Below are 23,783 nucleotides of genomic sequence, written 5' to 3' on the forward strand. Positions count from 1 at the left end.
ATTTTTTTTTGATAAAGTAAACGGGACTCAACTCCCGTTTACTTTGTGAACTAATCAACACTCAATCAATATATAATCTTAGTTTCTTTGGATTAAAAATTAGATAATCCGGTATCCCACCATAATCTAGTTCCTCCTGTATCTGGACCCTTTAACATCCCTACAGCAGCATCTACATTTGCACCGTTTGTATTTTTCTCTACGTCTACAAAATTGATTCGGCGAATTTGAATATCTGAATCTATGGTGCCTCCGCTATTGTTTACAACCACAGGAAATAATCTAGGGTAACCCGTACGTCTAAATTCACTCCATGCTTCTTGTCCGTCAGGGAACATAGCAATCCATTTCTGGGTTATTATTTGTTCTAATTGTTCTTCTTTAGAACCCGCTTCGTTATATGCGATTTTAACATTAGAATTATAAGCAATGTTGTTGTCTGGGTTTAATGCATCTACAAAATTTGCAGGTGTGCTTGTAGTGTCTGCCAAATAAGCTTCTACTCCAGAGGCTCCAAATTGTGCAAAAGAAGCACGAACACCAGCTTCGTAATTTGCTTTAGCATCTCCAGCACCAGTCCATCCTCTTAAAGCTGCTTCTGCTTTTAAGAATGCTACTTCTGCAGCAGTCATCCAGATTTTGTTAGAACCGCTTACGGCAGATCCGATAGGTGAGTGGCTACCGTATTCACCTTTTGCTTCAATTTCTATACCTTGACGAACTCCTTTATAGCTTCCTAAAGAAGGATCTAAAGCGGTGTTGAATAATGTTGAAATTCTATTGTCTTTAAATCCTGTTAAAATAGATTCCATTTCTGCACTCATGGCAATATCTCCCCAAACTTGACTAATTGTTAATACAGGATGCACAAAGCCACCCATGTCTACTAACATGTCTTGAGATTCTAATAACCCTGCGTTGCTAGATAATGCAAGCTCACCTTGGGTTTGTGCCAAAGTAGGGTTTACTTTAGAAACACGAATTGCTAATCGTAAACGTAATGTATTCGCAAAAGCTCTCCATTGCCCAATGTCTCCACCTAGAGATGATTGGTCAAAAGCAGTAAATTGCGCATCTTCAGTAAATGATTCAAGACCATTAATCGCTTCATCTAAGTCCGCGAAAAATGCGTTGTAAGCTTCTTCCTGAGAATCGTATTGTCCTGTAGTATCGTAATCGTCGAATTTAGAATAACGTATTGGTCCGAATACATCAGAAATACGATGCATGGCCATGACTTTTATAATGTTAGATAAGCAAACAAATTTGACACCGTTTGGATCTCCAGAAAGCTCTACTTGTTGTGTGATTTCACGAGCGTAGGGCATAACACCGTTTCCGTCGTTTGCATCGTAAGCATCGCTCCAAATAAAACCGTTCCATCCATTTACTAAAGCATAAGTTTGGTTGTTTATGTTTCCGGCAAAAGGAGTTGGCGAAGTCATATATCCCGAAAAGATATCTGCATTAAGGTTTTGTTGTAATTGGTAGTTCCAGGCCGGCTCTACACGAATTACATTCGAAAACATGGGTGAAAATCGAGATCCGATGTGGTTGTTTTGTTGTGTTAAACTCTCTTGAGAGATTCCGTTTGGATTTGTGTTTATATCTTCAAAATCTCCAGTACAGTTTGATAAACTCATGGCAACAACAGATGCCAATGTATATTTTAATATATTTTTCATTTTTCTTAGAAATTTATGTTAACATTTAATCCGATACTTCTCGTAGAAGGTTGGTTATAAATATCTACGCCTTGTAATCCCATTCCTGTACTCGATGCAATATTCGGATCGAATGGTGCGTCTTTATAGATGAAGAAAAGATTGTTTGCGATAAGCGAGAAGTTAATGTTATCTATCGTACTATCGTTTAAATTTAATTTGTACCCTACAGATAATTCACGTAAGCTAATGTTAGTGGCATCGTAAACATATTCTCCTAACATACCGTCTCTACCACCAATTGCATTGTAATACGATTGTGCATCGATTTGAGAAGCAGTACCACTTTCGTCCACAACGTTTATCATGCCGCCGTTGTTATTTCTAGCATCTGCAGAAGCTTGAGATACACCGTATTTATCGTTTACAGCTTCAGTAACACTCATGACGTCACCTCCAAATTTACCGTCGATAAGGAAGTTAAAGTGAAAGTTTCCAAATTCAAAAGAGTTGTTCCATCCTAGTGTAAAGTCTGGTTGAGCATGTGCTACAGTTTCGAAATCTGTACTTAATAATGTTCCAGAAGAGTTAATTATTGGCGTACCATTTTCGTCTCTAACTAAAGAACGCGCTTTAATACTTCCAAAGTCTTCTCCTTCAATTAAAGAATACTCGTAACCATTTACACCACGAGCAGTAATAATAGCTTCTCCGTTTTGTAATGATGGGTGTACTGCAATCACTTCGTTATCGTTTTTAGCAAAGTTTAAGGCTGTATTCCACGTAAAGTTATCTGTAACTACAGGTTTTCCGTTTAATACAAGCTCGATACCTTTATTAGAAATTTCTCCAGCATTTACAATGTTTTGTGCATATCCGTTTGGATTTGGTTCTGCTTGGATGTAGAAAATCTGATTGTAAGTACTCGTACTATAGTAGGTAAAATCTAAGCCTAAACGGTTACCAAAGAAACGCCATTCTGTACCAATTTCGTAAGCTTTTTGTCTTTCTGGCTCTAAGGTTTCACCTTCAATAGGAGCAAAAGGGGCAGTACCAATACCTGTATTTGTATTGTTTATACCGTTTAATGGAACAGTAGCATATACCGGGATATCTTTTCCTACCTCTGCGTAAGATCCTCTTACTTTAGCGAAAGAGATAAAGTCTGGCATATCGAACATTTCTGTTAACACTGTAGTTAAACCAACAGAAGGATAAAAGAATGAATTTGAATCTGTATTTACTAGGGTAGAAGACCAGTCTGAACGACCAGTAACATCTAAGAATAACATATCCTTATATCCAAAGTTTAAAGACCCGAAAACCGATTGTACTTCTCTGTTTGAAACCGATTGTCTGATGTTATTGGTAGATACAAAATTCGCAATAGTAAATACGTTTGGATAGTTAAGACCGTCTCCATCACGTCCAGAGTCTAATAAAATCTGATCTCCAAGTTTGTATTTTGTTAAACTTGTACCTAAAAGACCAGAGAAAGAAAAGTTTTCTGATAGGTCTTTGTTATACGATGCTATTAAGTCGATGTATTGTTGGGTGTTTTCTGTTTTTTCTAAAACGTAACGGCCGTTATCTCCAGAGTTTACTGGATCTGTTCCTGCATATTGTCTTTTATCGAATGTAAAGAAAGACTTGTCGTAACTCCCTCTAGATTGTAAAGCAAAATCTTCGGTAACATTATATTTTACAGATACGTTAGCTAATACACGTTGTGCGATATCTTTACTTGGACTACGGTTAATTAACCAGTACGGATTTTGCTGAATGTTCTCGTCGAAAGACGAAGCATATTGATCCATTTGGTTTAAATCTGTATTGAAATATTCGTACTTATCTTTGTATAAATCTCTACTAATTCCTACAGGATTAAGGTACACTGCTGTTAACGGGTTAGAGTATAAACCATTTGTTGGACGATTCCATATACGCTGATCTGATAAGTTAATGCTTGCAGATACTTCAATTTTATTATCTAAAAATGCGGCAGTTTCTCTTAATGTAATATTGTTACGCGTTAAGCGGTTTTCTGGAATAACACCTTCTCCTATGGTGTTTGCGTAAGAGAAATATGTTTGGGCTTTAGCATTTCCTGCTGTTAGTGATAAGGCATTAATAGAAGTGAATCCTGTTTGGAAGAAATCTTTAGGGTCATTGTTTAATCCGCTTGCTTTATCTCCCCAAGATTTGGCATCTGCCACTCGTCCGTTTTCTGCAATTGGCTGTCCAACAGATTTACTTTGGTATTCAGATTGTAACTCTGGTAATGAAGTTACATTGTCTACCGTAAAACTTGAATTGAAGTTTACCGATAAAACACCATCTTTTCCTTTTTTAGTAGTAATTAAAATTACACCGTTAGCACCTTGGCTACCGTATAAGGCAGAAGCCGATGCACCTTTAAGAATGGTCATACTTTCAATATCGTCTGGATTAATTAACGACATGGCATCACCACCATCACGGTTACCTGTTTGGTTACCAAAAATATCGGTACCAGGCTCGTTTCCGTTAGAACCATTTCCGCTGTTTAACATCGGAATCCCATCAATTACATATAAAGGGTCGTTATTAGTAGTAGAAGAGTTTCCTCTTAATACTACTTTAGATGCACCTCCTAAACCCGAAGCGCTTTTTGTAATGGTTAAACCCGCCGACTTTCCAGATAAACTATTTATTGGGTTTGTTTGTTTTACCTGTGTTAATTGATCTCCACTAACTTCTTGAGCAGAATACGTCAGTGCCTTTTTCTCTTTCTTAATTCCTAAAGCCGTTACTACAACTTCGTTTAATTGTTCGCTATCTTCATCTAGTTGTACATCGTAAGTACTTGCAGTGGCAATAGTAATTTGCGAGGTTGTCATTCCTAAATACGAGAATTTTAATACATCTCCTACATTAGCGTTTAGGGTATAGTTTCCATCAAAATCGGTTAGTGTTCCATTTGATGTTCCTAAAACCACAACATTTGCTCCAGCGATTGGCATGCCATCTACTTTAGAGGTAACAGTTCCTTTAATTTCCTTGCTTTGTGCCTGCATCGCTTGTGCGCTACAGAACAATAAAGAAAATAAGAAGGTCATTCTTAAAAAGTGTTTCATAATTTGATTGTTTAGTCTCTGTTATTTGATTCAAGTTTATCTCTTTCTATCTTTATTTTAAAATTAAATATCTAAACGACATGATTTAACATATAAATAACATTAGAGTTACGATGAGCGTTTTTCAGGAAATAAAGAAAGGTGAATTTTATTGTGAATTAACTATTATATTACTAAAATTGCTTAATTATTATTCGCTTTTTTTAAATTTCGTTACACAATCTATAAAAAAATCACTTTGTTTAAGTTCAATATAAAGCAATCCATTTCTGTAAAATACCACATCCTATTTTGGTTGGGCTACTTTATATTTAATGTTGTACGTTGGGGAAGTTATTTTAATGATTACTGGTATTCGTTGAAATCCAACTTAATAGAGTTTCCTATACATATAATAGTAGTCTATATAAATGTGTATATTTTAATTCCGAAATTAGTATTGCGTAAGCGTTATTGGAGTTATTTATTCTGGCTTATATTTATGTTGGCCATGGTGTATATGGTGAGAACGGGATTAAATTATGTTTTAGTCACCAAAAATATTTGGCCAGAGGCAGGGAATTCTGGTCAGTTTTTAGAACTAAATCATATAGTCGCTGTTGTTTTAGGCGAATTGTATGTTATTGGGTTTGTATCTGCTATAAAATTACTTATTGATTGGAGTATAGAAAAGCAACGTAATGAAGAACTAGCAAAGTTGCAGTTAAGTACAGAGCTAAAATATTTGCGAACACAGATTCAGCCACATTTCTTTTTTAATACCTTAAATAATCTTTATGCTTTAACCTTAACCAAGTCTGATAATGCCCCGCAATTGGTCATAAAAATATCGGATATGATGCAATATGTGTTATATGAAGTTAATAGCTCTAAAGCCGATTTGTTTGAAGAAATAAATCATATTAATAACTTTATAGATATTGCCCGCTTGCGTTTTAGCGATAGTATAGAGTTTGAAACAGACATCACTGGAAATATTGAAGATATTGAGGTGCCACCCTTATTATTTTTAACTTTTATAGAAAACAGTTTTAAGCATGGGTTAAAAAATAGTGATAAAGTAACAGTAGTAATGAGTTTTGAAGTTAAAGGAAAAGATTATTTGGAGTTTAATTTAGTAAATAGTTTCAATTCTAATTCCGATATTACGAACGAACAAGGTATAGGTATTGCAAACACCAAACGCCGATTAAATTTACTGTTTGGCAGCAATTATGTATTAGAAACTACCATTAGGGATAATACATATAACCTGTTTTTAAAAATTCCCATTCGATGAAAATTAAATGCTTAATAATAGACGACGAATCTCTAGCCATTAAAGTGATAGAGGATCATTTAAAGAATTTCGATCACATAGAAATTGTGGCAACTTTTAATAATCCTTTAAAAGCTTATCCTATTATTGAGCGAGAAAAAATCGATGTTATTTTTTTAGATATAAATATGCCACAATTAAGTGGTTTTGCCTTTATTGAAAACCTAAGTTATAAACCATTAATAGTATTTACTACGGCCTATCGCGAATATGCAGTAAAGAGCTTCGAGTTAAATGTGCTGGACTATTTAGTGAAACCTATTCCGTTTAATCGCTTTCTAAAAACCATGAATAAGGTCTACCAACAGGTTTATATTACAAATGCAACTTCAGATTTAAACTTACAGCAAGAACCTCATATTTTTCTTAAGGTAAGTAAGAAGTTAATTAAGGTGAATTTAAATGATATTCTATATATAGAGAGTCTTAAAGATTACATTAAAGTGATAACAACTTTAGGAGATTACGTAGTTCATAAATCGTTAACCGCTATTTCCGAAGAGTTGCCCCAATCTAATTTTTTACGTGTACATCGGTCTTACACAATTTCTATAAATAAAATTAAATCGGTAGAAGGAAATACTATTGAAATTGCTAACCGTAGAATTCCAATTGGGAGGAATTACGTAAAGATTACCCGCGAACGCATCTTTAAAAACGAAGACTCTTAAATAAAATCAACTACATATTAACCACATAATTACTTACTAAAACATCATGTCTAAAACCGCAAAAACTCACGCGGCACCGAAGAATTCTTCTTTAGTGCCTATACTAATTATTGCCGGATTGTTCTTCATTTTCGGATTTGTAACATGGATTAACGGTGCCTTAATCCCTTTCATGAAAACCATAAACGAGCTTACCGATGCACAATCGTATTTGGTGGCTTCTGCATCTTATATTTCATTTGTTATTATGGCTTTACCGGCTTCGTATATTATTGAAAAAGTAGGTTATAAAAAGGGCATGTCTTTTGGATTAGCGCTTATGGGAATCGGTGCATTGGTTTTTATTCCTGCAGCCGAAGCACGTACGTATACACTGTTTTTAACTGGGATTTTTATTCAAGGTTTAGGTATGACGTTGTTACAAACGGCTTCAAATCCTTATATAACTATATTAGGACCTATGGAAAGTGCGGCAAAGCGCATTGCTATTATGGGAATAGCCAATAAAGTTGCCGGAGCCCTTGGGTCTTTTATTTTTGGAGCACTATTACTATCTGGAATAGACGACATTCAAGCCAAATTAACTACGGTGTCTCTAGAAGAAAAAACTACGCTTTTAGACGCAATGGCCGATAGCGTCGTGATGCCATATATTATTATGGCTGTCGTTTTGTTTATTCTAGCGGTTTTAATTACAAAAGCACCTTTACCTCATGTGGAAGCCGAAGAAGCAGATCAAGACAATGCAGATGGTGTGCTACATGTAAGAAAGACTAGTGTATTTCAATTTCCACACTTACTGTTGGGAGTGCTTGCATTATTTCTTTATGTGGGCGTCGAGGTTATTGCAGGCGATACTATTATCTCTTACGGTTTATCGCTTGGTATGCCTGGTGAAGAGGCCAAATCCTTTACTTTAATGACACTTTTTGCAATGGTTGGTACTTACCTGTTAGGTGTGTTTTTAATACCTAAATATGTGAGTCAGGTATTGGCTTTAAAAGTAAGTGCAATATTAGGAATCGCTTTTGCTATTTGTATATTATCAACCACAGGTTTTACCTCTGTTCTTTTTGTCGCTGCTCTTGGTATTTCTAATGCTTTAGTGTGGCCTGCTATTTGGCCCTTGGCTTTAAACGGTATGGGGAAATTTACAAAAACAGCTTCGGCCTTGCTTATTATGGCAATATCTGGAGGTGCAATTATTCCGCCTTTGTATGGTGCTTTAGTCGATGGTAAAAAAGAAGAATTAATCGGATTAGGAATCGATCAAGCTACAGCCACAGCTCAAGCGGCAACTTCTGGGTATTGGATTCTTATTCCATGTTATGTTTTTATATTGTTTTATGCTGTTTACGGACATAAAGTAGGGCTAAAAAAATCGTAATACGAACCCTATGAAACAACGTATTGAATCTGTAGATTTGTTAAGAGGTCTCACCATTGTGGCCATGATATTAGTAAATACACCTGGCGATTGGGGACAGGTTTACACACCGCTTTTACACGCAGACTGGCATGGATTAACTCCTACAGATTTAATCTTTCCGTTGTTTTTATTTATTGTAGGAATTTCAATTTATTACGCTTATAAGCATAAAAAGGCATCTTTGCCCGTGTATAAGAAAATAGCCATTCGTAGTTTAAAACTGATTGTCCTTGGTTTATTTCTAAATGTATTCACTCCAATACCACCGTTTTTTGAACCCTTAGAATCTGTACGTATACCTGGTGTTTTGCAACGCATAGGCATTGTGTTTTTTGTAACGGCATGGTTATACCTCAATTGTAGTTGGAAATTATTATTAGGAATTTCAATAACTATTTTGCTCGGATATTGGTTGTTTTTAGGATTTATGCCCTTTCCAGATGGTACTTTACCAACTTTTAATAGAGCGCCTAATAACTGGTCTAATTACATCGATTTAAAAATTTTAGGAAAGCATATGTGGAAACCCGATTACGACCCTGAAGGTATTCTAGGAACATTTCCAGCCATTGTAACTAGTATATTAGGTGTGTTAGTAGGGAGATTTTTAGATTCTGAAAGGTCGTATAAAGCCATAAAACTGGTGGCAATTGGCTTGGTGGCTGTGTTATTAGGATATGTGTGGCATTTGGTTTTTCCTATAAATAAAGCACTTTGGAGCAGTAGTTTTGTGCTTGTCACTGCGGGTATGGGAACCATAATATTAGGACTAATGTATTATATAGTCGATGTTAAAAGTTGGCATTTGGGGGCTGTTTTTAAATATGCAGGTATGAATGCGATCACCGTTTATTTTTTATCTAGCTTAATTAGTAAATCTTTTTATAAGATTCCGGTGGGTAATAATGAAAACTTGCACTCTTGGTTGTATCATAATATATTTGTTTCAGAGAGTATGAGTCTTAAACTGACTTCATTAGTATATGCTCTAACTGTAGTCTTGTGTTATTTGGGTTTGGGATATTATTTATACAGAAAAAATATTTTTATAAAGGTTTGATTTTAAGCTGAAATACAAGCTAAAACCAAAAAAAATGGTTGAGGTATTGAAAAAATTATTACTTTGTAGGATCTAAAATGATTTAAGACCATGATGCAAGCTACTCCTTCACTTTCCTTTTTTACCCCAGAGTTTATACCTAATTCTGGAGCTATACTTGTCGATGCTGGAATTTCAGCAGGAATCCCTGTTGCTGTGGGTGATATTAACGAAGAATGCTTGTCTTTAGATGTCGAGTTAGTAAGAAATAAAGAAACTACATTTTACGCTCGTGTAAGTGGTCAATCCATGATAGGGGCCGGTCTAGACGATAACGATTTATTAGTGATTGATAGAAGTATAGCGGCGACACATAATAAAATAGCAGTCTGTTTTTTGGATGGAGAATTTACGGTGAAACGTTTAAAGGTCGAAAATGGTGAAGTTTGGTTGAAACCAGAAAATCCTAACTACAGCTCTATTCAAGTCACCGAAGCCAACGATTTTGTAATTTGGGGTATTGTCACTAACGTGATTAAAAGAGTGTGATGTATGGTATGGTGGCTGGAAATCACTAAAGGGAACTACTTGGTAATGGGAGGACACGGCTTAAAAACACGATAGAATACTATCTGTCTAGGGTGCTGTAAGGCATTAATAATAAGAGTTTAACTACTTACTATTCTCAATGGGTTTAGGTTTCTCAGACGGACATTTAACCGAATAAGATATATAATTAAAAACGCCTCAAAAATTAATTTTTTGAGGCGTTTTTTATATGAGTGATAAAATATTTAATCGGCTAAGATTATAATTTTATTGTCTTTAGATTCTAAAGTTCCAGATTTAATAGCCAGAGTTAAAACCTTAGTGTCTGACACATGAGGAATAACTTCAGGATGTAATTTATCGTAATCTAAATGAGCTTGAGAATGTACTTTTATTTTTATAATTCCAGCTGTTAGAAGCGATACTATAGCCGCGTGATGATTAAGCATTTCAAACTCTCCATCGGCACCAGGTACAGTAACGGCATCTATTTCCGAACTAAATAAAGTAGCTTCTGGCGATACAATTTCTAAATACATATTATATAGTTGTTTGTTATTTGTTTCTGGTTGATGGTCTAACTAACAACCAACAACTAAAACTATTAACTAATTATGCTTCTGCTAACATTTTATCTCCAGTCTCGATAGCTTCTTCAATAGAACCTTTAAGGTTAAATGCTGCTTCTGGTAAGTGATCTAATTCACCAGACATAATCATATTAAATCCTTTAATAGTTTCTTTAATGTCTACTAATACACCTGGAATACCTGTAAATTGTTCTGCAACGTGGAATGGTTGAGATAAGAAACGTTGTACACGTCTAGCTCTACCTACGGCTAATTTATCTTCTTCAGATAATTCTTCCATACCAAGAATAGCAATAATATCTTGTAATTCTTTATAGCGTTGTAATAACTCTTTTACATTTTGAGCACATTCGTAGTGATCTTTTCCTAAGATATCTGCTGTTAAAATTCTTGAAGTAGAATCTAATGGATCTACCGCTGGGTAAATACCAAGCTCAGCAATTTTACGAGATAATACAGTTGTTGCATCTAAGTGAGCAAAGGTTGTAGCAGGAGCAGGGTCAGTTAAATCATCTGCAGGTACGTAAACCGCTTGTACAGATGTAATAGATCCTGTTTTAGTTGATGTAATACGCTCTTGCATCGCACCCATTTCTGTTGCTAATGTTGGTTGGTAACCTACTGCAGAAGGCATACGACCTAATAATGCAGATACCTCTGAACCAGCTTGAGTAAAACGGAAAATGTTGTCTACGAAGAAAAGAACGTCTTTTCCTTGACCATCTCCAGCACCGTCACGGAAATATTCTGCGATAGATAATCCAGATAATGCCACACGAGCACGTGCTCCAGGTGGTTCGTTCATTTGTCCGAAAACGAAAGTTGCTTTAGAATCTTTCATAAGGTTTTTATCTACTTTAGATAAATCCCATCCTCCATCTTCCATAGAGTGCATAAAGTCGTCTCCGTATTTAATAATACCAGACTCTAACATCTCTCTTAAAAGGTCATTTCCTTCACGAGTACGTTCTCCAACTCCAGCAAATACTGAAAGTCCACCGTGACCTTTTGCAATATTGTTAATCAACTCCTGAATTAATACTGTTTTACCAACACCAGCACCACCAAATAAACCAATTTTACCTCCTTTTGCGTAAGGCTCAATTAAGTCGATTACTTTAATACCTGTGAATAAAACTTCAGTAGACGTTGATAAATCTTCGAATTTAGGTGCTTGTCTGTGGATTGGTAATCCAGACTTACCTGTTTTTGGCAAGTTTCCTAAACCATCAATAGCATCTCCAATTACATTGAAAAGTCTACCATATACATCATCTCCAATTGGCATTTGTATTGGTGAACCTGTAGCAACAACTTCTGTCCCTCTACTTAATCCATCCGAAGAGTCCATCGCGATAGTACGAACCATATCTTCACCAATGTGAGATTGTACTTCTAATATAAGAAGTGAACCATCTGCTTTTGTAATTTCTAATGAATCGTAAATTTTTGGAAGAGCTCCTTCAGAGTCGAATACAACATCGATAACTGGACCAACGATTTGTGCAACTTTACCTGTAACTTTTGACATTACTTAATTATTTATAGATTTTTGCTTGATTTTTTTGAAAAAAAACTAGTTTTTCGCGGAGCAAATATAATAGTTTATATTTAAAAAAAATATGTTTTTTGGTTTTTTATGGTACTAAAAACACCTTCAGATTTAAGTCGCAATATTTTAATGTGTATAATTAATTTATTGAAGCAAAGGAGGGTAGTTTCTTAGTAAATAGAGTCCAATTAGTATTCCTCAGGATTCCTCTAAGTTTATATGGTAATTCAATGTCTCTAGTATCTATTCTTGTATTTGCTATAATAAAGTGACTGTTTTTATGCACTAACCGGTGCGTAGTGTTTATAATGGATAAAATAGTTTTAATTTTTCCTTTATAGGTTAAAACCTCTTCTTTCGAAATAAAAAAAGGCATTTAAAACTAAGTTTAAATGCCTTTTATATAATTTTATTTAAATGTAAATTATTCTACTGTAACTGATTTTGCCAAGTTACGAGGTTGATCTACGTTTTTACCTAATTTTACCGCAATATGATACGATAATAATTGAAGCGGAATCGTTGTTAATAACGGAGATAAAGATTCTGAACAATCAGGAACTTCAATCACGTGATCTGCAAGATTTCTAACGCTTTCGTCGCCTTCGGTAACAATACCTATAATTTTACCACTTCTAGATTTAATCTCCTGTATGTTACTCACTACCTTTTCGTAATGTCCTTTTTTAGTTGCAATAACAATAACAGGCATTTGCTCGTCTATTAAAGCAATAGGACCATGTTTCATTTCTGCTGCAGGATAACCTTCGGCATGAATATAAGAAATCTCTTTAAGTTTTAATGCACCTTCTAAAGCCACAGGGAAGTTGTAACCTCTTCCTAGATATAAGCAGTTTTTAGCATCTTTATAAATTTCGGCAACGGTATTAACGTAAGCATCCGATTCTAAAGCTTTTTTAACTTTGTCTGGTATAAGTTCTAACTCGATTAAGTGACGACGGAAATCCGAACTAGACATGGTGCCTTTTGCTCTTGCTAATCGTAAAGCCATTAAGGTTAAAACTGTAATTTGAGTGGTAAATGCTTTTGTAGATGCCACACCAATTTCTGGTCCTGCATGCGTGTAAGCCCCAGCATCACTCTCTCTTGCGATAGACGATCCTACGACATTACAAACTCCAAATACAAAGGCTCCTTTAGATTTGGCTAATTTAATAGCCGCTAAAGTATCTGCTGTTTCTCCAGATTGTGAGATCGCAATCACGATATCTTTTTCTGTAATTACAGGGTTTCTATATCTAAATTCTGAAGCGTATTCTACTTCTACAGGAATACGTGCTAAATCTTCAAAAATGTATTCGGCAACTAAACCAGCATGCCATGAGGTTCCGCAAGCGACAATAATAATACGGTCGGCGTTCAGAAACTTTTTCATGTTGTCTTCAATTCCAGACATTTTAATAATACCTTCATTAGCCAATAATCGGCCTCTAAACGTATCTAGAATTGCACTTGGTTGCTCGTAAATTTCTTTCAACATAAAATGCTCGTATCCTCCTTTTTCAATTTGTTCAAGGTTTAATTGAAGTTCTTGAATATAAGGATCGACCATAGTGTCGTCTTTAATCTTTCTAACTTTTATCTCCTTTCCTAAGCGAATAATAGCCATCTCTTCATCTTCAAGATAAATTGCATTTTTAGTAAACTCTAAAAATGGAGAGGCATCACTAGCTATAAAAAATTCGTTTTCTCCTACACCTATTGCTAACGGACTTCCTAATCTGGCCGCAATAATTTCGTTAGGTTTATTCTTATCGAAAATAGCAATGGCATAAGCGCCTACAACTTGGTTTAACGCAATCTGTACTGCTTTTCCTAGCTTAAGACCTTTTTCTTTTTTTAATACTTCTTCAATCAGGTTAACTAATACTTCTGTATCTGTTTCCGATTTAAAAGTATATCCTCGGGTAATTAATTCCTTCTTAAGAGATTCGTAGTTTTCGATAATTCCGTTGTGGATAATTACTAAATCTCCTGAATTAGAATAATGAGGGTGAGAGTTAACATCGTTTGGAACACCATGGGTTGCCCATCTAGTATGTCCAATAGCAACAGTTCCTTTTGTGTAAATTTCTTTTTCTACACGTTCTTCAAGATCCGAAACTTTACCTTTAGTTTTACACACTTTTAGGTCTTGACCATCGTAAATGGCAATACCCGCACTGTCGTAACCACGGTATTCTAGACGTTTAAGTCCGTTTATTACTATCGGGTAAGCTTCTCTGTGACCAATATATCCTACAATACCACACATATCATTTTAGTTTTCAGGTTCGGTATAATAAATTTCTAATTTTGCACGTAAATTACTTGGAACACTTGAATGGCTTCCGTGTAAAATAGTTCCTTTTGGAGTTAAAATTGCACCTTCAGGAATGGTTGTTACCACGTCTCCTTCACTATCCAAAATGCGTGCATTTAAAGTATTATTTACATTCGTTGATAAAACTAACCCAATTTTTGTATTTGTTGAATCTTTCTCTAAAATATTTTTAAGATGTTCTGTTAATCTTATTTTGTATTTGTAGGTGCTTCCGTTTTCAAGACGTTGGCCTAGATGTATTATTTTAGAATCTAATGGAGTATTCGTGTTAGATGTCGGGTCGAAGGCATAGTCTATTAACGTTGTGTTATTCGTAGCATCATAAGCAAATATTCTGTCGTAAGTATGGTAGAGGTGTTCGTCGTCTGCTTTATCTTTTCCAGTGTATATCTTACTTGCGTCTTCGTAAAGTGTTAGTTGAGCTTCGTTAATTAACCATTCGTCTTTATGAGATAAAAAGTCTTCTAAGTAACTATCTGGTTCACCATCTCCATCTTCGTCAGGACCTTCAAATAAGCTAATAATAGCCATAGATCCTTCTCCTCCTTTAAGATATAAATTAGAATCTCCAGTAAGGGCATTACCATCTGTGAATTCTATATTACTATCAAAAGTATTAACTCTATTGGTGTTAAAAGATAAGGTGTAAGTACCTTCTGAGGTGGTCTCTTCGGTAACCGTATCTGTTGTTGTGGTGGTAGTATAAGTATAGTTAATCTGTATGTTGGCGTTAGTCGAATTAAAGTTAATCAGAATTTGATTTCCTTTATTGTCTATAGCTTCAGCTTTAATATATATACCTCTAAAATAATCAACAAAATTATTTTGATTACTTAGCTCTGGGCTATCTTCTTTGTCAAAAAATAATTTTTCCCAATACTCATTATTGTTTAATAAGTCTACCCTTAATCTTGGCGATAAGCGTTCTGTAACAACATCTTCCTCGGTTTCTTCATCGTACTCCTCTATAACGATTTCATCCTTACTTGGATAAAAATTATCGTTATAGTATAATAACTCACCTTTAAAATTATCGAAATTTATGGTTTCGTTAGAGTTAGAATAATACAACTGACCTTCGTCAAAGTTCGAACTCGGATCTGTATCTCTTAAATAATATTTGTTTTCGTAAATAGATAACTTTATTGGAGAATCTCCAAATATAGAATCTAATTGATATGTAGTTGCTCCATCTTCGTCAATGTCTGTAGCTGTCGAAAAATAAGGCAACGTTAGTATAACAGATGTTATTTCAGGGTTTTCTCCAAAAAAAGGTGTGTAGGTGCTTGGTACCATTTGCGAAACTACGCTTGCAGTGGTTAATCCGTATTCTGGATTATTGTAGGCACCTATTAAATTTGAAGACAAACCATTAGTTTGTACAGGTTTTACTTTTTTTGAGTAAGCAATTATTGGATATTCAATGCTGTCGGAAACAAAATCTTTTCCTCCAATTATATTTGTTCCAAGGGAATTATAATCTTTATCGCATGCTATTAAAACTGTTAGCAATACTAAAATAATGCTAGGTAGTTTAATGACTTGTAAAATCTTTTTCATATATTTTTTATGAAGTAAAACGGATTATTTTAAAACTTCATTCATGTAGAAGTTAGAATACGCTTCGCCAAATTCTTCTTTGTTTTTGTATCCTAAAACTGGCTTTTTAGAATCTTCTAAATGTGTAGAGATTTCTGAGGTAATGTCTTCAGAACCAATAATAATAGCATCGGAATAATCGATGGCTACTTTCATTAAATTGTTATACGTAGGTTCACTTAACGTTTTTACAACATCGTCGTTAATATTGTCAAACTTCACTTTCTCAGACATGGTTTTGTTTAGAGTACCATCGAACCCTTGATTGTAGATAGACGTCACTATTTTACTGTCGTTAAATAATGGTTCGCCTGCAAAATATTCTTTTAAATACAACGGAAGTAAAGAAGCTAACCACCCATGAACATGGATAATGTCTGGAGACCAGTTTAATTTCTTAACGGTTTCTATTACACCTTTTGCAAAGAAAATAGCACGCTCATCGTTATCCGAGAATAAGTCACCATTCTCGTCGGTTAAGGTCGCTTTACGTTTAAAATATTCGTCGTTATCTATAAAATATACTTGGATGCGCTCTTTGGGAATCGATGCTACTTTTATAATAAGCGGCATGTCTAAGTCGTTAATTACTAGGTTTATACCAGATAATCTTATAACTTCGTGTAGTTGATGTCTCCTTTCGTTAATGTTTCCATATCTAGGCATAAATATCCTGATTTGTCCACCCTGTTGGTTTACCATTCTAGGCGTTTCAAACGACATAGAAGAGATTTCTGTTTCAGGTAAATAAGGAACTACTTCAGATGATACATATAATATCCTCTTATCTTTCATAAATTACTGGGCTTTTGAGAATTCAAAATAAAAAACAAGCAAAATTACAAAATTTTATGCAGATTGCTAGTAAAATAATAACTTTGCCTTCGTTAATTTTTTATTAAAGGTGAAGGTAATAACAGAAAAATCGGAATTAAAAAAGGAAATAGAACTACTAAAATCTCAGGGTAAGACTTTAGGGTTCGTTCCAACAATGGGCGCTTTACATAAGGGGCATTTGTCTCTAGTACAGCGTGCTCTAGAAGAAAATGATGCCTTAGTGGTTAGTATTTTCGTAAATCCTACTCAGTTTAATAATCCAGACGATTTAGTTACATATCCAAGAACATTAGAGCGTGATGTAGCCTTGTTACAAACTGCATCTAACGATATTTTGGTGTATGCGCCTACTGTCGAAGATATTTATGGGGAACATGTAGTATCTGTGAACTACGATTTCGATGGACTAGAACATAAAATGGAAGGTAAATTTAGACCCGGACATTTTGACGGTGTTGGTACCATAGTAAAACGATTGTTTGAAATTGTTACGCCAAACAGAGCGTATTTTGGAGAAAAAGATTTTCAGCAATTAGCGATTATAAAAAAAATGGTCGAGATGTATAATGTGCCCGTAAGCATTGTGCCTTGCGAGATTTTAAGAGAAGATAGTGGCTTAGCTATGAGCTCTAGAAATGTACGTTTAAAACCAGAATATTTAGAAGCATCGCCATTTATTTATGAAACCTTGAAGACTTCTAAAATTAAGTTTGGCACAGAAAGTGCTAAAGATGTGGTGGAATGGGTTGAGAGTGAGTTTAAAAACCACCCGTTATTAGAGTTGGAATATTTTGTTATTGCAGATATCGATACTCTAGAGACTATAGAAAACAAAAAAGAAAACACACTATATCGCGCGTTTGTAGCAGTATATGCAGACGATATAAGATTAATAGATAATTTAGCACTAAATTAATTAACTTTGCCACATGCAAATTCACGTAGTAAAATCGAAAATTCACAGAGTTAAATGTACTGGAGCAGATTTAAATTACATTGGTAGTATTACTATCGATGAAGATTTAATGGATGCTGCAAACATTATTCAAGGTGAAAAAGTTCAGATTGTAAATAATAACAATGGTGAACGTTTGGAAACTTATGCTATTCCTGGACCACGAAATAGTGGGGAAATTACATTAAATGGTGCTGCCGCAAGACGTGTTGCGCCTGGAGATGTATTAATACTTATTACTTATGGTATTATGGATTTGGAAGACGCTAAAACATTTAAACCTGCTTTAGTTTTTCCTGATGAAGCAACTAATAAGTTAATGTAATTATTGAATACAAAACTCTCTAAAATACTGAAAATCTCACTCCCAATTTTATTGGGAGTTTTTTTAATAGCCTATTCTTTGTCTAAAGTTTCTATAGACGAGCTTATCGTGTATTTTAAAAACGCAAATTACTGGTGGATTTTACTTGGTGCTATTTTAGGATTGTTAAGTCATTTGTCGCGTTCCTATCGCTGGCTTTTTATGTTAGAGCCTATGGGGTATAAGGTAAAACTGTCTAATAGTATTATGGCAGTGTTTGCGGCTTATCTTATAAATTATACCATTCCAAGGGCGGGTGAAGTTGCTCGTGTTTCTATACTCACCACCTACGAAGGTGTGCCTTTCGAAAAAGGTTTTGGCTCGGTAGTCGCAGAGCGAATAGCCGATTTAATAGTGATGATGTTTATTATTCTCGTCACCCTTTTTCTGCAATTCGATTTTATTTTTAATTTTTTTCTATCAAAATTTAATCTGCCTAAAATCGTAATGGGCGTAGTCGGTCTGGGTGTTTTAGGTTTAGCTTTTTTATACTACATTCGGAAGAGTCGCTCGGTATTGGCTGTAAAAATCCGAACATTTGTAGCGGGACTTTTAGAAGGGGTTACAAGTATTTTTAAGATGAAGAAAAAGTGGATGTTTATTGCGCATACACTTTTTATTTGGGCCATGTATGTGCTCATGTTTTATGTAACTACGTTTGCCTTAAACGATTTGCAACCCATATCTATGGGAGCTATTCTTATTGGATTTATTTCGGCTAGCTTTAGTATTGCAGCCACAAATGGTGGGATTGGTTCGTATCCCGTAGCCGTATATGCGGCCTTTTCATTATTCGGGATTGCAGAAGGTCCTAGTATTGCTTTTGGGTGGATTATGTGGTCGTCTCAAACCATATTAATCATTATTTGTGGGGGCTTATCTTTGCTATTACTTCCTGTATTTAATAGAAAAATCAAACTAAAATAGAATTTTCTAAACAAAAAGTATTTTTCTTACCTTGCGTTAGACTAATTACGCTGTTAAATGAAAAGAATTCTTTACTTATTTGTCTTTATAGTTTCTTGTCAGTTTGTTCATGCTCAGGCAATTTACGAAACAATAGAATCCGAAAAACTTGGCGGTACAAGGAAAATAAAAATTCAATTACCTCGAAATTACAGTGAGAATGTCGATAAAAAATATCCGCTTGTCATTGTTTTAGATGGGGATTACTTGTTCGAGGTGGTTGCCGGAAATATAGATTACTACTCGTATTGGGAAGATGTTCCAGAAGTTATTGTTGTGGGAATTAAGCAAGGTGAAACACGTTACGAGGATAACATGTTCTCAGAACAAAACTCTTTGCCTATAGATTCTGGTGCTGATTTTTTTGAATTTATCGGTATGGAATTAATTCCTTACATTCAAGATACTTATAGAACAGAAGACTTTAAATTGGCTATCGGACATGGGCAAACAGCAAATTTTATAAACTACTATTTATTAAAAGATAAGCCTTTATTCCAGTCATATATAGTAATTAGTCCCGAATTAGCATCTAACATGACACGCTATATTCCAGATCGCTTAGGTAAAATAGATAGAAAAACATTTTATTATTTAGCGACCACTACAGACGATCTTAAATCTGTAATAGAAGGGACAGAATTATTAGATAATAGTTTAAAAAGTGTAGACAATGCGTTCTTGCAATACGATTTCGATAAGTTCGAAGGCTTAACCCATTACTCTGTTGTAGCGCAAGCAATTCCTAAGGCTTTGGAGCGTATTTTTTATACCTATCAGCCTATTACTGCACGTGAATTTGAAAAGGATATCATGGCTTCAAACGAGCCTTCGATAGAGTATTTAAAAGAAAAATATGCAGCCATAAAAGAGCTGTATGGTGTAGATAAAACCATTTTGGTAAACGATTATAAAGCCATTGCAACTGCAATAGAAAAGAAATCGGAGTTTAAAGATCTTCACGAGTTAGGAAAAATGGCTCGCGATTCTTATCCAGAAACAATGTTAGGGCAATATTATCTCGCCCGTTATTACGAAGAAACTAATCAGCCTAAAAAAGCAATGAAAATGTATCAGTCGTCTTATATTTTCGACGAAATTGGAGGGCTCACAAAAGATGATATGATTGAACGTGCAAATCAACTTAAAGCAGATTTCGGATATTAATGGCGAAAGTTAAAACCACATTTTTTTGTCAGAGTTGCGGTGCGCAATACGCTAAATGGCAAGGCCAGTGTAATTCGTGTAAGGCATGGAATACAATCGTAGAAGAAGTAATCCAAGCACCCGAAAAGAGTGACTGGAAAACACCAACTAAAGGCGGTGCTACAAAACGGACTTCAAAACCGCTTTTAATTAATGAAATTGATGCCTCTCAAGAAGCGCGACTAGATACATTCGATCAGGAATTTAATCGTGTTTTAGGTGGTGGTATTGTGCCGGGTTCATTAACACTGTTGGGCGGAGAACCTGGGATTGGTAAAAGTACTTTGCTACTTCAGGTTGCTTTAAAATTACCTTATAAAACCTTATATGTTTCTGGAGAAGAAAGTCAGAAGCAAATAAAAATGCGTGCAGAACGTATTAATCCTAATAATAGCAATTGCTATATTTTAACCGAAACCAAAACGCAAAATATCTTTAAGCAAATAGAAGATTTGCAACCCGATATTGTAATTGTAGATTCTATTCAGACTTTACATAGCGATTATATCGAGTCGTCTTCAGGAAGTATTTCTCAGATTAAAGAGTGTACAACCGAGCTTATAAAATATGCTAAAGAGACGTCGACGCCAGTTGTTTTAATTGGACATATTACCAAAGACGGACATATAGCTGGGCCAAAAATATTGGAACATATGGTAGATACCGTGCTTCAGTTTGAAGGCGATCGTAACCATGTGTTTAGAATTTTAAGAGCTAATAAAAACCGATTCGGATCTACAAACGAACTCGGAATTTACGAAATGCAAGGTTCGGGCTTAAGGGAAGTTTCTAACCCTTCCGAAATTCTAATATCAAAAAAAGATGAAGAGTTAAGTGGGAATGCAGTGGCTGCTACTTTAGAAGGCATGCGACCATTAATGATAGAAGTTCAGGCTTTGGTAAGTACTGCCGTGTATGGTACGCCACAGCGATCGGCGACGGGTTTTAATGCCAAACGTTTAAATATGTTGTTGGCTGTTTTAGAAAAACGAGCTGGATTTAGATTGGGAGCAAAAGATGTCTTTTTAAATATTACTGGAGGTATCACTGTAGACGATCCAGCGATAGACTTAGCTGTTGTTGCCGCCATTTTATCTTCTAACGAAGACGAAGCGCTAGCAAAAGATTATTGTTTCGCAGCCGAAGTTGGTTTGTCTGGAGAAATCCGTCCAGTTCAACGCGTGGAACAACGTATTTTAGAAGCCGAAAAATTGGGCTTTTCAACCATATTTGTATCCAAGTACAATAAAATATCACTGAAACCAAAAGCTATTAAAATTCAATTAATTTCTAAGATTGAAGATTTAGTAGATTTAATTGTGTGATTTAGCAGTTTTTTTCGGTTTTAGAGTAACGTTTTAAGGGGAATTTCGACTTAAAGTGTACGTGTTCATTTTATTTTTAATTCAATAAAAATCAATTCAAATTCAAATATATGAAAATCAATATTTTAAAGCTATCTATGCTTAGTGTCATTGCTTTTGGAAGCTTAACAGCTTGTAAAGACGAGAGTAAAAAAGAAACAGCAGAGGTGGTTGATGTAGAAGTTGTGCCAGGAATCAACTTAGATTACATGGATAAATCGGTTAAGCCAAACGATGATTTCTTTATGTACGTAAACGGAAATTGGGTAAAAAATAATACCATTCCAGACGATAGAACACGATGGGGAAGTTTTGATGAGTTAAGACAAAAAACAGATGAGGATGTTTTAGGTATTTTAAAATCTGCCATGTCGGAAGATAAAGATCTTGGTAAAATTGAAGTACTTCCAGGTTCAGATCAAGAAAAAGCTGTTTTTTTATATGAAACCATTATGGATACAGTGGCTAGAAATAAGGCAGGAATTGAACCTTTAAAACCTACTCTAGCAAAAATAGATGAAATTGCTACAATTAAAGATTTAGAGGCGTATTTAATAGAAATGGAGCCTAAAGGAGGCGGTGGCTTCTTCGGATTTTGGGTTGGTGCCGATGCAAAAGATAGTAATAAAAATGTGGCGAGTTTAGGAACGGGCCGTTTAGGTCTGCCAGATCGTGATTACTATGTAAAAGACGATGCAGATTCTAAAGATAAGAGAGAGAAGTATGTAGCACATATTACAAAAATGCTTCAGTTTTTAGGAGATACAGAAGAGGTTGCAAATGCACAAGCAAAACAAATTTTAGCTTTCGAAACAAGTTTAGCAACACCTAAATTAGATAAGGTAGAATTAAGAGATAGACGTAAAACATACAATCCAACAGCGGTATCAGATTTACAAAAAATGGCACCTTCTATAGATTGGTCAGCGTATATTGAAGGTATTGGGGCTAAAGATTTAGATACCATAATTGTTAGAGAACCAAAATATGTAAAAGCCTTAAATTCTATTTTAGAGAAAAACAATGTTAGCGATTGGAAAGCATATTTACGTTGGTCTGCACTTAATAGTTCTGCAAGTTTGCTTAGTACCGAGTTAGAATATGCCAATTGGGAGTTTTATAGCAAAACTTTAGGTGGAGCAAAAAAACAACGTCCAAGCGAAGAAAGAGCTTTACAGACTATTAATAGAACTGTAGGAGAAGCTTTAGGTAAATTGTATGTAGATAAAAAATTCCCGCCAGAAGCTAAAGCTAAAGCAGAAGAAATGATCGAGAATGTAATTAAAGCATTCGAAAACAGAATTTCTGCATTATCTTGGATGAGTGAAGATACAAAGCAAAAAGCTATAGAAAAGCTACAGGCAACAACTATAAAAATAGCGTATCCAGACAAATGGAAAGATTATTCAGCTTTAGAGATTAAAGGTCCAGAAAATGGAGGTACATACCTTCAAAACATTCAGAATGCTAGAACGTGGAATTTTAAAGATAATATCGATAAATTAGGAAAACCTGTAGACAAAACCGAATGGGGTATGGCGCCACAAACGGTGAATGCATATTTCAATCCGTCTTATAACGAGATTGTATTCCCAGCCGCTATTTTACAACCTCCTTTTTACAACTATCAAGCAGACGATGCTGTAAATTATGGTGGAATTGGAGCTGTAATTGGTCATGAAATTTCTCATAGTTTTGACGATTCTGGATCGCGTTACGATAAAAATGGAAACTTGAATAACTGGTGGACAGATAAAGATTTAGAAGAGTTTACAAAATTAGGTAAAGCGTTAGCAGACCAATACAGTAGCCTAGAAGTGTTGCCAGAAACATTTATTAATGGTGAATTTACTTTGGGTGAAAATATCGGAGATTTAGGTGGTGTAAATGCGGCTTACGATGCGTTACAAATGAGCTTTAAAGAAAACGGTAAGCCAGAACCAATTGATGGATTTACGGCAGAACAACGTTTCTTTATGTCTTGGGCTACGGTTTGGAGAAGTTTGTATAGAGATGATGCTTTAAAAAATCAGATTAAAACAGATCCGCATTCTCCAGGAATGAATCGTGCTGTACAACCGCTTTTAAATGTCGACTCGTTTTACGAAGCATTTAATATAAAAGAAGGCGACTCTATGTATATCGAACCAGAAAACAGAGTTAAAATCTGGTAGGCACTTTCGTTTGAGTTAAAAATTTTAAAACCCCCGACATTTTGTT

The 23,783-nt window shown here is 35.0% G+C and carries 18 protein-coding genes; 11 read left to right on the forward strand and 7 right to left on the reverse strand.

Features of this window, described 5'->3' with window-relative positions:
- Window positions 1-92: 92 nt before the first annotated feature.
- Both AC0UBM_RS06680 and AC0UBM_RS06685 read right to left on the reverse strand, forming a co-directional pair.
- On the reverse strand, window positions 93-1,685 hold the full coding sequence (locus AC0UBM_RS06680) for a RagB/SusD family nutrient uptake outer membrane protein (RefSeq protein ID WP_475688122.1): 1,593 nt from the start codon (window positions 1,683-1,685) through the stop codon (window positions 93-95).
- A 5-nt stretch (window positions 1,686-1,690) separates the two neighbouring features.
- Window positions 1,691-4,780, reverse strand: a complete 3,090-nt coding sequence (locus AC0UBM_RS06685; RefSeq protein WP_475688123.1) for a SusC/RagA family TonB-linked outer membrane protein — start codon at window positions 4,778-4,780, stop codon at window positions 1,691-1,693.
- Window positions 4,781-5,018: 238 nt separating this feature from the next.
- On the opposite strand from AC0UBM_RS06685, the gene AC0UBM_RS06690 reads away from it, so the two are divergent.
- From AC0UBM_RS06690 to AC0UBM_RS06710, 5 genes are all read left to right on the forward strand, one after another.
- Window positions 5,019-6,059: a sensor histidine kinase gene (locus AC0UBM_RS06690; RefSeq protein ID WP_475688124.1), complete on the forward strand. Its 1,041-nt coding sequence runs from the start codon at window positions 5,019-5,021 to the stop codon at window positions 6,057-6,059.
- Window positions 6,056-6,769 (forward strand): LytR/AlgR family response regulator transcription factor, encoded by a 714-nt coding sequence (locus AC0UBM_RS06695; RefSeq protein ID WP_434037372.1) that lies wholly within the window; start codon window positions 6,056-6,058, stop codon window positions 6,767-6,769. The genes AC0UBM_RS06690 and AC0UBM_RS06695 overlap by 4 nt, the downstream gene beginning before the upstream one ends.
- Window positions 6,770-6,815: 46 nt before the next feature.
- Complete coding sequence (locus AC0UBM_RS06700; protein WP_475688125.1) at window positions 6,816-8,156, forward strand: sugar MFS transporter; 1,341 nt, start codon at window positions 6,816-6,818, stop codon at window positions 8,154-8,156.
- Between the two features lie 10 nt (window positions 8,157-8,166).
- Window positions 8,167-9,258 (forward strand): acyltransferase family protein, encoded by a 1,092-nt coding sequence (locus AC0UBM_RS06705; RefSeq protein ID WP_475688126.1) that lies wholly within the window; start codon window positions 8,167-8,169, stop codon window positions 9,256-9,258.
- A gap of 93 nt (window positions 9,259-9,351) precedes the next feature.
- Entirely contained in the window at window positions 9,352-9,786 is a 435-nt protein-coding gene (locus AC0UBM_RS06710; RefSeq protein ID WP_414035989.1) for a LexA family protein, read from the forward strand.
- Window positions 9,787-10,031: 245 nt separating this feature from the next.
- On the opposite strand, the gene AC0UBM_RS06715 is transcribed toward AC0UBM_RS06710, so the two are convergent.
- The 5 genes from AC0UBM_RS06715 to AC0UBM_RS06735 form a co-directional block, all read right to left on the reverse strand.
- On the reverse strand, window positions 10,032-10,325 hold the full coding sequence (locus AC0UBM_RS06715; RefSeq protein WP_414035689.1) for a FoF1 ATP synthase subunit delta/epsilon: 294 nt from the start codon (window positions 10,323-10,325) through the stop codon (window positions 10,032-10,034).
- Window positions 10,326-10,398: 73 nt separating this feature from the next.
- Window positions 10,399-11,907 (reverse strand): F0F1 ATP synthase subunit beta, encoded by a 1,509-nt coding sequence (gene atpD / locus AC0UBM_RS06720; RefSeq protein ID WP_414035688.1) that lies wholly within the window; start codon window positions 11,905-11,907, stop codon window positions 10,399-10,401.
- Window positions 11,908-12,352: 445 nt separating this feature from the next.
- Window positions 12,353-14,203: a glutamine--fructose-6-phosphate transaminase (isomerizing) gene (gene glmS / locus AC0UBM_RS06725; protein WP_414035687.1), complete on the reverse strand. Its 1,851-nt coding sequence runs from the start codon at window positions 14,201-14,203 to the stop codon at window positions 12,353-12,355.
- A 6-nt stretch (window positions 14,204-14,209) separates the two neighbouring features.
- Entirely contained in the window at window positions 14,210-15,832 is a 1,623-nt protein-coding gene (locus AC0UBM_RS06730; protein WP_414035686.1) for a DUF4270 domain-containing protein, read from the reverse strand.
- A 24-nt stretch (window positions 15,833-15,856) separates the two neighbouring features.
- Window positions 15,857-16,666 (reverse strand): glycogen/starch synthase, encoded by an 810-nt coding sequence (locus AC0UBM_RS06735; RefSeq protein WP_414035685.1) that lies wholly within the window; start codon window positions 16,664-16,666, stop codon window positions 15,857-15,859.
- 109 nt (window positions 16,667-16,775) lie between these two features.
- Here AC0UBM_RS06735 and panC point away from each other — a divergent pair, with 109 nt between their 5' ends.
- The 6 genes from panC to AC0UBM_RS06765 all read left to right on the forward strand — a co-directional run bounded on the left by panC (window position 16,776) and on the right by AC0UBM_RS06765 (window position 23,737).
- On the forward strand, window positions 16,776-17,624 hold the full coding sequence (gene panC / locus AC0UBM_RS06740; protein ID WP_475688127.1) for a pantoate--beta-alanine ligase: 849 nt from the start codon (window positions 16,776-16,778) through the stop codon (window positions 17,622-17,624).
- A 13-nt stretch (window positions 17,625-17,637) separates the two neighbouring features.
- On the forward strand, window positions 17,638-17,988 hold the full coding sequence (gene panD, locus AC0UBM_RS06745; RefSeq protein ID WP_475688128.1) for an aspartate 1-decarboxylase: 351 nt from the start codon (window positions 17,638-17,640) through the stop codon (window positions 17,986-17,988).
- A 3-nt stretch (window positions 17,989-17,991) separates the two neighbouring features.
- Entirely contained in the window at window positions 17,992-18,954 is a 963-nt protein-coding gene (locus tag AC0UBM_RS06750) for a lysylphosphatidylglycerol synthase transmembrane domain-containing protein (RefSeq protein WP_475688129.1), read from the forward strand.
- A gap of 57 nt (window positions 18,955-19,011) precedes the next feature.
- Window positions 19,012-20,160 carry an alpha/beta hydrolase gene (locus tag AC0UBM_RS06755; RefSeq protein ID WP_414035682.1) on the forward strand — a complete coding sequence of 383 codons (1,149 nt, stop codon included), beginning with the start codon at window positions 19,012-19,014 and terminating at the stop codon, window positions 20,158-20,160.
- On the forward strand, window positions 20,160-21,524 hold the full coding sequence (gene radA / locus AC0UBM_RS06760) for a DNA repair protein RadA (protein WP_414035681.1): 1,365 nt from the start codon (window positions 20,160-20,162) through the stop codon (window positions 21,522-21,524). The genes AC0UBM_RS06755 and radA overlap by 1 nt, the downstream gene beginning before the upstream one ends.
- Window positions 21,525-21,634: 110 nt before the next feature.
- Window positions 21,635-23,737: a M13 family metallopeptidase gene (locus AC0UBM_RS06765; RefSeq protein WP_475688130.1), complete on the forward strand. Its 2,103-nt coding sequence runs from the start codon at window positions 21,635-21,637 to the stop codon at window positions 23,735-23,737.
- Window positions 23,738-23,783 lie beyond the last annotated feature (46 nt).

It is taken from the genome of Formosa sp. F44, assembly GCF_056238645.1.